Annotated in this window: 11 protein-coding genes; 5 read left to right on the forward strand and 6 right to left on the reverse strand. The window is 67.7% G+C overall.

Going from position 1 to position 12,401, the window contains the following annotated elements; all coding sequences use genetic code 11:
- Positions 1-4: 4 nt before the first annotated feature.
- Positions 5-985 carry a Zn-ribbon domain-containing OB-fold protein gene (locus AC1DWT_RS29820; protein WP_095863231.1) on the reverse strand — a complete coding sequence of 327 codons (981 nt, stop codon included), beginning with the start codon at positions 983-985 and terminating at the stop codon, positions 5-7.
- Positions 986-1,064: 79 nt separating this feature from the next.
- Between AC1DWT_RS29820 and AC1DWT_RS29825 the strand changes: the two genes are divergently transcribed.
- Positions 1,065-2,102 carry an LLM class F420-dependent oxidoreductase gene (locus AC1DWT_RS29825; protein ID WP_095863232.1) on the forward strand — a complete coding sequence of 346 codons (1,038 nt, stop codon included), beginning with the start codon at positions 1,065-1,067 and terminating at the stop codon, positions 2,100-2,102.
- A 70-nt stretch (positions 2,103-2,172) separates the two neighbouring features.
- Here the strand turns inward: AC1DWT_RS29825 and AC1DWT_RS29830 are convergent, their stop codons facing one another.
- Positions 2,173-3,132, reverse strand: coding sequence for a hypothetical protein (locus AC1DWT_RS29830; protein WP_477923369.1), 960 nt, complete (start codon positions 3,130-3,132; stop codon positions 2,173-2,175).
- A gap of 172 nt (positions 3,133-3,304) precedes the next feature.
- Complete coding sequence (locus AC1DWT_RS29835; RefSeq protein WP_095863233.1) at positions 3,305-4,156, reverse strand: crotonase/enoyl-CoA hydratase family protein; 852 nt, start codon at positions 4,154-4,156, stop codon at positions 3,305-3,307.
- A 79-nt stretch (positions 4,157-4,235) separates the two neighbouring features.
- Between AC1DWT_RS29835 and AC1DWT_RS29840 the strand changes: the two genes are divergently transcribed.
- A complete protein-coding gene (locus tag AC1DWT_RS29840; protein ID WP_072947876.1) occupies positions 4,236-5,888 on the forward strand; it encodes an acyl-CoA synthetase in 1,653 nt (550 codons plus the stop codon).
- On the forward strand, positions 5,889-7,004 hold the full coding sequence (locus tag AC1DWT_RS29845; RefSeq protein ID WP_095863234.1) for an NAD(P)H-dependent flavin oxidoreductase: 1,116 nt from the start codon (positions 5,889-5,891) through the stop codon (positions 7,002-7,004).
- 41 nt (positions 7,005-7,045) lie between these two features.
- Here AC1DWT_RS29845 and AC1DWT_RS29850 read toward each other — a convergent pair whose 3' ends face one another.
- From AC1DWT_RS29850 to AC1DWT_RS29860, 3 genes are read right to left on the reverse strand one after another with little or no spacing between them, the layout of a single operon-like run.
- Positions 7,046-8,617: a long-chain-fatty-acid--CoA ligase gene (locus AC1DWT_RS29850; RefSeq protein WP_095863235.1), complete on the reverse strand. Its 1,572-nt coding sequence runs from the start codon at positions 8,615-8,617 to the stop codon at positions 7,046-7,048.
- Positions 8,614-9,735, reverse strand: coding sequence for an acyl-CoA dehydrogenase family protein (locus tag AC1DWT_RS29855; RefSeq protein WP_095863236.1), 1,122 nt, complete (start codon positions 9,733-9,735; stop codon positions 8,614-8,616). Before AC1DWT_RS29855 ends, AC1DWT_RS29850 begins: the two co-directional genes overlap by 4 nt.
- Before the next feature lie 10 nt (positions 9,736-9,745).
- The gene (locus AC1DWT_RS29860; RefSeq protein ID WP_477923372.1) at positions 9,746-10,957 is read right to left on the reverse strand and encodes an acyl-CoA dehydrogenase family protein; all 1,212 of its coding nucleotides are present in this window, start codon (positions 10,955-10,957) and stop codon (positions 9,746-9,748) included.
- A 247-nt stretch (positions 10,958-11,204) separates the two neighbouring features.
- Between AC1DWT_RS29860 and AC1DWT_RS29865 the strand changes: the two genes are divergently transcribed.
- Together AC1DWT_RS29865 and AC1DWT_RS29870 are read left to right on the forward strand one after the other, a co-directional pair.
- Entirely contained in the window at positions 11,205-11,396 is a 192-nt protein-coding gene (locus AC1DWT_RS29865; RefSeq protein WP_072947890.1) for a ferredoxin, read from the forward strand.
- A 104-nt stretch (positions 11,397-11,500) separates the two neighbouring features.
- Positions 11,501-12,401: 3-oxoacyl-ACP reductase (locus tag AC1DWT_RS29870; RefSeq protein ID WP_477923374.1), on the forward strand; the 901-nt coding region annotated here is incomplete at its 3' end.

Raw genomic sequence — 12,401 nt, forward strand, 5'->3', positions numbered from 1 at the left:
GCCCTCACAGGTGGTGTTTGTAGGTGTCGTACTCGGCGTCGGGCTCGCCCGTCGGCCTGAAGTACTCGATGTTCTCGAGCGTGTAGTCCCACTCCTCGCGTGGCTTCCACTTGGCCTCCACTCGCATGCCCATCCGCACGTCGGCGGCATCGCAGTCGAGGATCAGGTGCAGGAACGCGATGTCCGCGCCGTCGAGCAGCACGTAGGCGGCGACGTACGGCGGCTTGATCCGCTGCCCGAGGAAGGGGACGTTCACGATGCAGAACGTCGTGACGATGCCCCGGTCCGGCAGTTCCACCTGCTCCTTCGTCGGGATGCCGTCGGTGGGGTTGGCGCTGCGCGGCGGGATGTACACCTTGCCGCCCGGGCCGGTGCGGCCACCGATCAGCTTGCCCTCCTTCAACCCTCGGAGGTAGAAGCTCTCCTCGGCGGACGCGGAGTGCAGGTAGTCGAGATCGATCGGCGTCGTGACCATCGTGACCGGTTCCGACTCCGAGGCCGGTCCGGGTTCGCCGGTCGACTCGCCGGGTTCGAAGCACACGATGTCCTGTATCCGCCCGACGCGTTCCTGCGCCCACCGTGCCCGCACCCGCATGCCCGTGCTCATTCCGGCAGGGGAGGCGACGTCCACGGCATGCACCAGCGACGTGTCGGCGCCGTCCAGCTTGATCAACGCCCACGCGAACGGGGTGGTGAGAGGTTGCCCGGCAATGGGTTCCGGCATCCACGTCCAGCTCACCACGGTGCCTGCGTCGGACACCCCGACGAAGTCGGTGAGTGGTTCGGCGGTGTCCGGGTCGAATTCGGGCGGTGGGACGTAGACGCGTCCGTCCGAGCCGCGGGCGCCGATGACCTTGCGGTCGCGCAGCGCGGTCACGAAGGCGCCGACGGTCGGGCCCACCGATCGGGTGTAGTCGAATTGAAGTTTCAGCGGGGCGCTCAACGGTTCGTTCGAGAATTTTTCGGCCACCGCGCTCTTTCCCATGCTCACAACTTCGAGTAGAACAGGTTCTAGTGTTTGTGGCAAGGGTCACTTCTGACGACGGTCGATGCGGAGGCACACGATGAAGCTCGGGTTGCAACTCGGATACTGGGGCGCAGAGCCGCCCACCAACGCCCCGGAGTTGATCGCCGCCGCCGAAGCCGACGGATTCGACGCCGTCTTCGCCGCCGAATCGTGGGGATCCGACGCCTTCACCCCCCTCGCCTGGTGGGGTTCGAGCACCGACCGCGTCCGCCTCGGCACGTCCGTCGTGCAGATCTCCGCGCGCACACCCACCAGCACCGCCATGCACGCCCTCACCCTCGACCACCTCAGCGGCGGCCGCGCCATCCTCGGACTCGGCGTGTCCGGACCGCAGGTCGTCGAAGGCTGGTACGGGCAGCCGTTCACGAAACCGCTCGCCCGCACCCGCGAATACGTCTCCATCGTCCACAAGGTGCTGGCGCGGCAGGAACCCGTCACCAGCGACGGCCCACACTTCCCCCTGCCCTACACCGGTCCCGGCAGCACCGGACTCGGGAAACCACTCAAGCCGATCACCCACCCACTCCGCGCCGACATCCCGATCTGGCTCGGCGCCGAAGGTCCCAAGAACGTCGCGCTCACCGCCGAGATCGCCGACGGCTGGCTCGCCATCTACTACTCACCCCGCCTCGCGCCCATGTACAACGAATGGCTCGACGAAGGCTTCGCCCGCCCCGGCGCCCGTCGCAGCCGCGAAGAATTCGAAGTCGCGGCCACCTGCCAGGTCATCGTCACCGACGACCGCGCCGCCGCCATCGCCGGCCTCAAACCCGTCACCGCCCTGTACGTCGGCGGCATGGGCGCCCCCGAACTCAACTTCCACGCCCAGGTTTACACCCGCATGGGTTACGGCGAACAGGTCGACGAAATCGGACGCCTCTTCCGCGCCGGCCGCAAGGACGAAGCCGCCGCCGTCGTCCCCGACGAAATGGTCACCGAAACCATGATCATCGGCAACGTCGACGAAGTCCGCGCCGACGTCAAACGCTGGGCCGACGCCGGCGTCACCATGCTCCTCGTCTCCTGCCGCGACGCCGACCACGTCCGCGAACTCTCCGCCGCGGTCCTGGGCTGACCCCTCCGGCCGACCTCCCCGGCCCGGGCGAATGTACCTTTCGGCGCACCTGAGGCGTTGAACGGTGCATTCACCCGGGCGCTCCGAGCATCCGGACCTCAGGCCGGGGCCGCGAGGACGCCAGCTGGTAGTGCGACTGGAGGTCGGCGATCACGCGGTCGGGGTCGTCGCGGATAGCGCTCGGCAACGTCGGCAGCACAATAATGCCGTGGTTCTGCATCCGGGTGCGGCGCTCGACGGTCGATTTGTACGCCTTCGGCGCCAGATGCCAGTCGAGAGAGTCGATGTCCCACGCGAACGCGACATCGTCGATCCAGCCGTCGGGCATGGCGATGAACTGCCCGGCAACGTCGCCGATCCTGCGGTTGAAGACCATTCGGGGCAGTCCGCTGCGCAACCACAGCCGACGGGCTTCGGCCTCGGACACCGAGTGGACGTCGGCACTCACTTCGCGCAGCACTGTCCGGGGGAGTGCGGCACCCCGGCCGCTACCCGAGTTCAACTCCGCGATCAGCTCGGCGACACTCACCTCGCCTCGCTGGACTACCTCCGCGATGAGGGATCGAGTGCTGTCCAGGGTGCGGCACCGCCGCGCCGCGTCGAGCAACGCGCGCGGAAGCGGGGCACAGGGAAGTCCGTTGCGCGTCACGGGTGCCGGCAAACGCGTCGTACGTTCGACGAGCACGAAGCCCGTGGACTGCACGCGCCGATGCGTGGCGATCAGAACATGGGCATCCCCGGAGTACGACGTGCCGTACCCGTATTCGTGCAGCGCTGCGCGCCCCGTGAGGACTGCGTTCTCGCCGCTGAGCACGATCGCGGCCACCGCACGCTGACGCGCGGTCGGGTGGCCGTTGCCGAGCATCACGACACCCGGAAGGATGCGTTGCCACGGCCCGCCCGGACGGCATCGAGCGTCGATCGCCGAATTCGACACGCCCCATTGCCTCAACTCGGCGGTGCGGATGATCCCGGACCGGCTCACTCCGTACAGGTCATCGAGGCGATGCCCCCACTCTCCCCGTCGCATGAGTTGATGATGACGCACCCGGTGCGGGCGGCAGCTTCGGTCACCAGGCTTTTTGGTGGGGCCTGTGGATAAGTTGGGGCTGTGGATAACCCTCACACCCTGGGCGAATGTACCTCTCGGCGCCGCAGATGCGCCGAAAGGTACATTCGCCTCCGGGGTTATCGCACCGCGGTCAGCGGCCCTCGAACTTCGGCGCGCGCTTTTCGGAAAAGGCGCGCGGACCTTCCTTCGCGTCGGCGCTCTTGAAGACCTCGGTGCCGAGGGCGGCGTCGATCTGAAAGGCCTCTTCCTCGTGCATGCCTTCGGTGTCGCGGATGGTCTTGAGGATCGCCTGGACGGCGAGGGGACCGTTGGCGGAGATGAGGTCGGCGAGTTCGAGGGCCTTGTCGAGGGCCTGGCCGTCGGGGACGACGTGCCCGATGAGGCCGATTTCCTTGGCCTCGGGGGCCTTGATGTGACGTCCGGTCAGCAGGATGTCGGCTGCGACGGTGTACGGGATCTGCCGGACGAGGCGCACGGCGGAGCCGCCGAGGGGGAATAGTCCCCATTTCGCCTCGGAGACACCGAATTTGGCGCCCTCGCCGGCGACGCGGATGTCGGTGCCCTGCAGGATCTCGGTGCCGCCGGCGATGGCGGGACCCTCGACTGCGGCGATGAGAGGTTTGGTGAGGCGCCGTCCCTTCAGCAGCGCCTCGATCTTGGACAGGTCCCAGCCCGAATTTTTCCCCTCGCTCCGCTCGCCCGCGCCGGAGAAGGAGTCGCCGGGGTGCTGCGACGTCATGGCCTTGAGGTCGGCGCCGGCGCAGAAGGCACCGCCGGCGCCGGTGAGGATGGCGACCCGGATGTCCGGGTCGGAGTCGACCTGATCCCACGCGTCCCGCATGATCGTCATCATTTCGCCGGACAGCGCGTTCTTCGCCTCGGGGCGGTTCATCGTGACGATCAGGACGTGCCCGCGTTTCTCGACGAGGCAGTGCGGCGACTGTGCCGAAATGTCGGATTTCTCGGTCGTTGTAGAGGACACTGAAGTCTCCCGAAGGGTGTGTGAGCTGGCTCTCAAATTAGGTCTTGCCAGAAACGGTAACACGTTCTACTTTGTTGACGTGGCCCTTAATATCGCAGACCTCGTAGAGCACGCAATCGACCTCGTTCCGGACCGCGTCGCGTTGGTGTCCGACGACCGGGAAGTGACGTACGCGCAGATGGAGGAGAGGGCCAATCGCCTCGGCCACTACCTGCGTGAACAGGGTGTCCGGCCCGGTGACAAGGTGGGCATCTACTGCCGCAACACCATCGAGGCCATCGAGGCCATGGTGGCGGTCTTCAAGATTCGTGCGGTGATGGTGAACGTCAACTACCGGTACATCGAGAACGAGTTGCAATACATCTTCGACAATTCGGACATGGTCGCGCTCGTCCACGAACGCCGGTACTCCGACAAGGTGGCGAATGTGCTCCCCGAGACGCCGCTCCTGAAGACCACCGTGGTGGTCGAGGACGGCACCGATCTCGACTACGAGGGGGTCGAATACGAGGCGGCGCTGGCGCAGGGTTCCCCCGACCGCGACTTCGGCGAGCGCAGCAATGACGACCTGTACATGCTCTATACCGGTGGCACCACCGGAAAGCCGAAGGGGGTGATGTGGCGTCACGAGGACGTCTGGCGGGTGCTCGGCGGCGGCATCAACTTCATGACCGGTGAATACGTCGAGGACGAGTGGGATCTCGCGAAGCTGGGTGCCGAGAGCCCCGGCATGACGCGCTTCCCGATCCCGCCGATGATCCACGGCGGCAGCCAGTGGGCGGTGTTCCAGAGTCTGTTCGGCGGCGGAAAGTGCGTCATGCACCCCGAATTCGACGGCCACGACGTGTGGCGGATCGTCGACCAGCACAAGGTCAACCTCATCTTCATCACCGGCGACGCGATGGCGCGCCCGATGCTCGACGCGCTGGTGGAGGGCAACGAGGCAAGCGGCGAACCCTACGACCTGTCTTCGCTGTTCCTGATGGCGAGTTCGGCGGCGCTGTTCTCGCCCAGCATCAAGGAGAAGTACCTCGAACTGCTGCCCAACCGGATGATCACCGACTCCATCGGTTCGTCCGAGACGGGTTTCGGCGGCCTCAGCGTGGTCGCGAAGGGCGACTCGCACGGTGGCGGCCCGACGGTGAAAATCGACGCGTCCACCTCCGTCCTCGGCGAGGACGGCAACCCGGTCGAGCCCGGCTCCGGCGTCGTCGGCATCCTGGCGCGCCGGGGGCACATCCCGATCGGCTACTACAAGGACGAAGAGAAGACCAAGGCCACGTTCAAGGAGATCAACGGCATCCGCTACTCCATCCCCGGCGACTTCGCGCAGGTGGAGGCGGACGGCACGGTGACGATGCTGGGCCGCGGTTCRGTGTCCATCAACAGCGGCGGCGAGAAGATCTTCCCCGAGGAGGTCGAGGGCGCACTCAAGTCGCATCCCGACGTCTTCGACGCCCTCGTGGTCGGCATTCCCGACGAACGCTTCGGCCAGCGGGTGGCCGCCGTCATTCAGACCCGTCGTGGGGTGCGTCCGAGCCTGCACGAGATCGCCGACGCGGCACGCAAGGAGATCGCGGGATACAAGGTTCCGCGCAGCCTCTGGTTCGTCGACGAGATCAAGCGCTCGCCTGCGGGCAAACCCGACTACCGCTGGGCCAAGGAACAGACCGAGACCCGGCCGGCCGACGACCACAACGGCAACGGTTCGCCCGAAAGCAAAGGCGCGTAAATGCATACGAGTTTGAGTGAGAAGTTCGGCATCGAGTACCCGGTGTTCGGGTTCACGCCGTCCGAACACGTGGCCGCGGCGATCTCCCGGGCCGGCGGCCTGGGTGTGCTCGGCTGCGTCCGGTTCAACGATCCCGAGGAACTCGAGGCCGTCCTGGCGTGGATGGACGAGAACACCGACGGCAAGCCGTACGGCGTCGACATCGTGATGCCCGCGAAGGTGCCCACCGAGGGCACGTCGGTGGACCTGGAGTCGCTGATCCCCGCGGAACACCGCGCGTTCGTCGACCGGACCCTGTCCGAACTGGGGGTGCCGCCACTGGATTCGGGGGTCGAACACGCGACCGGCGTGCTCGGCTGGCTGCACTCGGTGGCGCGGTCGCACGTGGACGTCGCCCTGAATCATCGAATTGCGTTGATCGCCAACGCCCTCGGTTCACCCCCGAAGGACGTCATCGACCAGGCCCACGAGAAGGGGGTTCCGGTGGCCGCGCTGGCCGGCGCCGTGGAGCACGCGCGCAGGCACGTCGCGAACGGTGTCGACATCGTCATCGCGCAGGGGTACGAGGCCGGTGGGCACACCGGGGAGATCGCGTCGATGGTGCTGGTTCCCGAGATCGTCGACGCCATCGGAGATTCCGCCGCCGTACTCGCGGCCGGTGGTATCGGCAGCGGACGCCAGGTGGCCGCGGCGCTGTCGCTGGGGGCGGCGGGGGTGTGGATGGGGTCGTACTGGCTCACCACGTCCGAGTACAAACTGGGCAGCGCGTCGGCGGAGGGTCCGTCCGCGATCCAGCGCGCCCTCCTCGGGGCGACGTCGGCGGACACGGTGCGGTCCCGGATCTACTCGGGCAAACCCGCGCGCCTGCTCAAGACCAAGTGGACCGACGCGTGGTCGAAGCCGGACGCGCCCGCGCCGCTGCCGATGCCGCTGCAGAATCTGCTGGTCAGCGAGGCGCATCAGCGCATCGCCGCGTCCGAGAACCCGGATGTCGTGGCGATGCCGGTGGGGCAGATCGTCGGGCGGATGAACGAGATCCGGCCGGTGGCCGAGGTGATGGACGAACTGGTCAAGGGCTTCGACTCGGCGGTGTCCCGCCTCGACAGCTTCCGCTAACCCAGGTGAGTGGCAAAGCGTGCGCCAGCACACTTTGCCACTCACCTGGGGGAGTAGCGGTCTCCGTCGCGGACCCACACCGGATCGGCGCACTGCGTGGCCTCGGCGCTCAGCGCGCGGGTGAGCACCTTGAACGTGGCCGTCCGCGGGAACTCGGCACACACCCGGATCAGACTCGGGCGCTGCTTCGGACCCAGATCGGATTGCGCGTCGAGGAAGTCCGCGAAGGCCACGGGATCGAACTCCCGGGTCGGTACGACGGCTGCCATCACCCGGTCCCCGACCTCGACGTCGGGCACCCCGTACACCGTCACCTGGGCGAAGCCGTCGTACCGCAGGAGGATGCGCTCGATGGGCGCCGAACCGAGGTTCTCGCCGTCGACGCGCAGCCACCCGGAACTGCGGCCCGCGAAGTAGACGAATCCCTCGGCGTCCCGGTAGGCGAGGTCGCCACTCCAGTACCGACCGTCGCGGATCCGTTCAGCGTCGGCCTCGGGATTGTTGTAGTAGCCCGCGAACGCCCCCGACCCCGCGACATTGACGAGTTCACCCGTTGCGGCCTCGGCGTTGACGACCCGGCCGGCCGCATCGAATTCGGCTGGCGGGCAGGGATCTCCGGTCTCGGGGTCGAGGATCGCGACGCCCTCGGGGAGCCTGCCCAGAGAACCCGGCGGTGCCCCGGGTGCCGAGGAGATGGCGATGCCGCCCTCGGTGGAGCCGAACCCGTCGATCACCGCGGTGCCGAAGCGGCGCGCGAACGCCGCGACCGCGGGAGCGGACCCCTCGTTGCCGTACATCACCCGCAGGGTGTTGTCGGCGTCGTCGGGCATGTCGGGAGTCGCCAGCACATACGACAGCGGCTTTCCGACGTAGTTGGCGTACGTGACGCCGAATCTCCGCACGTCGGGCAGGAAGTTCGACGCGGAGAACCTGCGCCGCAGCGCAATCGAGCTGTGCCCCGCGAGCGCCACGGACCACGCCGCCATCATGGCGTTCGAATGGAACATCGGCATCGACATGTACACGACGTCGTCCGGGGACAGCGCGAAGCGCTCGGCAAGCATGACGCCGGGGCCGGTGATCTTCGCGTGCGTGCAGCGCACCGCCTTCGGGTCGCCGCTCGTGCCCGACGTGAAGATGAGCATGAACAGGTCTTCGGGCGCGGCGGCCTTCGGGGTGAAATCGGGGCGCTCCTCGGCGAGCAGATCGGACCATGCCGGTGAATCCACGTCGACGACGGGAACACCGGGGTCGACACCGTCCAGCAGGGCGGACCGGCCGGATTCGGTGAAGACCACCTGGCAGTCGGCCAGCACGATGTCGCGGGTCAGCGCCTCCCCGCGCCGAGTGGTGTTGAGCCCCACGAGTACGGCGCCGGACAGCGCCGCCGCCCCGGCGAGCAGGGAGAACTCGGGGACGTTGTCCATCAGAACCCCGAAGTGCCGGGGCCGCTGCGCGTCGAGGAGGTGGTCGAGAATCGCGGCGCGGCGCAGGCTCGCCCGCACGTGTTCGGACCACGACACGAACCGGTCCTCGAAGTACAGCCCCTGCGCGCCGGAGTGCGCGACACCGAGCAGCAGGTCCGATACCGTGCGGGCGAGCGTGGCGGTCATGCCGGGACGGTGGCCAGTTCGGCGCCGAGGACCCGCAACTGCTGCGTGGCCGAACCGAGCCGGAACTCGAGCGCCTTGGCGGCGAGGAAGTACCGGTGCACGGGGTGGTCCTCGTCGAGTCCGACGCCACCGTGGACGTGGACGAGGGTGTGGGACACCCGGTGTCCGGCGTCGGACGCCCAGAAGTTGGCGGTCTGGACATCGCCTTCACTGGGCAGTCCCTCACTGAGCCGCCACGCCGCCTGCCACAGTGTGAGCCGGACGCCCTTCACGTCGATGTAGCCGTCGGCGAGTCGCTGGGCTACGGCCTGGAAGCTGCCGATGGGCCGGCCGAACTGCACCCGCTCCCGGGCGTAGGCCGCGGTGAGTTTCAAGGATTCGTCGAGGACGCCGTACTGATACGCGCACGCGCCGAGCGTGCCGCGCTCGACGATCCAGTCGACGATCTCGTGGCCCCGCTCGACGCTGCCGAGAATGCGGTCCCCGGCCAGTGACACTCCGCGGAGGGTCACCTCACCGACGCTGGCCAGGTCGACGGTCTGCTGGCGGGTGACGGTCACCCCGGCGTCGTCCGGGCGGACGAGGAAGACCGCGACCCCGTCCGGGGTGGTTGCCGGGACCAGGAAGAGGTCCGCGGACGGTGCCGCGTCGACCACGATCTTGATGCCGTCGAGCGTCCAGCCGTCCGCGCCGGGTTCGGCACGGGTCGTCGGCGCGGCCGGGTTGTCGCCCAGTTCCTCGTCGAGCGCCACGGTGAGGATCTTCTCGCCCCTCGCGGCCGGAGTGCCCCAATCGGCACGCTGCTGTTCGCTTCCGTACTGCGCGATCGCCCCGGCCGCCATCACGATCGACGACAGGTAGGGGACCGCTGCCACGGCACGGCCCAGTTCGACGAGAATGCTGCACTGCTCGAGGACGCCGAAACCATCGCCGCCCACCGACTCCGGCAGTGCGGCGCTCAGCACGTCGGACGACGCGAGCGCGGACCAGAGCCGGCGATCGAGACGGTCTTCCGCCGCGTCGAGTTCGCGCAGCCGGTCGTTGGTGACGAGATCCGAGACGATTCCTCGGGTGAGCCCGGCAAGATCCTGCTGGGCCTCGGTGGGAGTGAAGTCCATGGTGAGAGTCCTAACGCGTCGCGGGGGGCAGGCCGAGGGCGGTCATGGCGATGATGTCGCGCTGCACCTCGTTGGTTCCGCCGCCGAACGTGAGGATCAGCGACGACCGGTGCATCCGCTCGAGCCGCCCGCGCAGCAGGACGCCCGGGGAGTCCTGCCGCAGCGTGGCCGACGGTCCGAGGATCTCCATCAGCAGCCGGTACGCCTCGGTGGCGAACTCCGTGCCGTACACCTTGTTCGCCGACGCCGCCTCCGGGCCGGGGGCGTGCGCTGAGTCATCCCCCGTCGCTTCGCTCGCCCCGGTCGACGAGGCGATCTCCCAGTTCATGAGCTTCAGGTACTCGGCCTTCGCGTGGACGCGCGCGAGATTGATCTGCACCCATTCCTGGTCGATGACGCGGCGACCGTCCGGCAGCTTGGTGTTCTGCGCCCATTCGCGCACCTCCCGCTGGGCGGTGAGGACCGGCCCGGCGGACGTCAGGGCGACGCGTTCGTGATTGAGCTGGTTGGTGATCAGCGCCCAGCCGCCGTGTTCGGGGCCGACGAGCGCGGACGAGGGCACCCGCACGTCCTGGTAGTAGGTGGCGCTGGTGTCCGGGCCCGCCATCGTGTGCACGGGGGTGTACGAGAAGCCTTCGGCGGTGGTCGGGACGATCAGCATGCTGATGCCCTTGTGCTTCTTCGCTTCGGGATCGGTGCGGCACGCCAGCCACACGTAGTCGGCGTACGCGATCAGACTCGTCCACATCTTCTGGCCGTTGATGACGTAGTCGTCGCCGTCCTTGACCGCGGTGGTGCGGAGGCTGGCGAGGTCGGTCCCCGCTTCGGGCTCGGAGTAGCCGATCGAGAAGTGCAGTTCGCCGGCCGAGATCTTGGGCAGGAAGAACGATTTCTGCTCGGGGGTGCCGAAATGCATGATCGTCGGCGCGACCGAGTTGATCGTGAGGAAGGGGACGGGCGCGCCTGCGATGGCTGCCTCGTCGGTGAAGATCAGCTGATCCATGGCGGATCGTTCCTGGCCGCCGTACTCCCTGGGCCACCCGAGTGTCAGCCAGCCGTCCCTGCCCATCTGGGCGACGACGTCGCGGTAGACGTTGCCCTCGCCGTATTCGCCGGTGGTGGCGGCCAGTGCCTCTCGACGCTCCGGCGTCATCAGCTTCGCGAAGTACGCGCGCAGCTCTTCCCGCAGCTGTTGCTGCTGCGGTGTGTACGTGATGTGCATCGAAATACCTCTCCGGTCCGAGAGCGAAATCAGCTGAAATCTGGCACAGGTTCCAGTCTCTGCGGTGCATCGGCGGAGTCGGCTCAGGCCGGCCCCGGAGCGTGCCCGGTAGGCGTGCCCGCAGTCGTGGAACGAATCATTGCACACGACTGGAACAGGTTCTAGTGTTATCGCAGGAACGGCGTGCGCCACAGCCCGGCTGCACCCGGATCCGCGAGTGACGAGACGAGAAGAAGTGAGGGTTGCCATGGAGGTCAGAGTCGATTTCGACCGTTGCGAGGCCAATGGTGTGTGCGTGGGGATCGCACCCGACATCTTCGAGCTCGACGACGACGATCAGCTGCACATCACGAGTGCCGTTCCTCCCGCTGACCGGGAGGAAGACGTGCGTACGGCGATCGCCCAGTGTCCGAGGGCCGCACTCACCGAGCACCCCTGAGGATTGTTGCCCGGAATGAGAACACGTTCTAGAGTGGCGTCGACCTACCGCCGCGCCGTGGTTCACGACCTGCGGCGAGCGCACAGAACCAGGAGAGCGTGTTCATGAATGCTGTGGCTGACCGCGAAGTGAACGTGGACGGCAAGGTCGCCGTCGTGACCGGTGCCGGATCCGGCCTCGGAAAGTTCGAGGCGATCGCACTGGCCCGTGCGGGTGCGTCCGTCGTCGTCAACGACCTGGCCGCGAACGAGGCCGTCGAGGAAACTCTGGAGGAAATCCGGGGCCTGGGCGCAAAGGTCGAGTTCGTGGCAGGCGACATCGGCGAACGGTCCACGGCCGACGCGATCATGGAGGCGGCGCAGAGCCGGCTCGGCAGCCTCGACATCCTGGTGAACAATGCGGGCATCACGCGGGATCGCATGCTGTTCAACATGTCCGACGAGGACTGGGACCTGGTGCTGAAAGTGCATCTGCGCGGCCACTTCCTGCTGTGCCGTTCCGCCGCGTCGTATTGGCGGGGCAGGTCGAAGGAGGCCGGCGCGCCCGTGTACGGGCGGATCGTCAACACCTCGTCCGAGGCGGGACTGCTCGGACCCGAGGGGCAGGCGAACTACGGTGCCGCCAAGGCGGGCATCACGGCGCTCACGCTGTCGGCGGCCCGTGGGCTCTCCCGGTACGGCGTCCGGGCCAACGCGATCTGCCCTCGGGCCCGCACGTCGATGACGGAGAGCGTCTTCGGGGAGGCTCCCGCCGAGGGAGTCGATCCGTTGTCGCCCGAGCATGTGGCCGCGCTGGTCGCCTACCTCGCATCTCCCGCCGCCGACTCCGTGAACGGTCAGGTCTTCGTCGTCTACGGCCCGATGGTGGCGTTGATGGCGGCGCCGGTCGTCGAGCGGCGCTTCGACGCCGTGGACGGCCGCTGGACACCCGGTGCGCTCGCGGAGGAGCTCGGGACCTACTTCGAGGACCGGGATCCGGCCGCGATGTTCTCGGCCTCCGCGGCGC

The organism is Rhodococcus sp. P4_B6 (genome assembly GCF_056402215.1).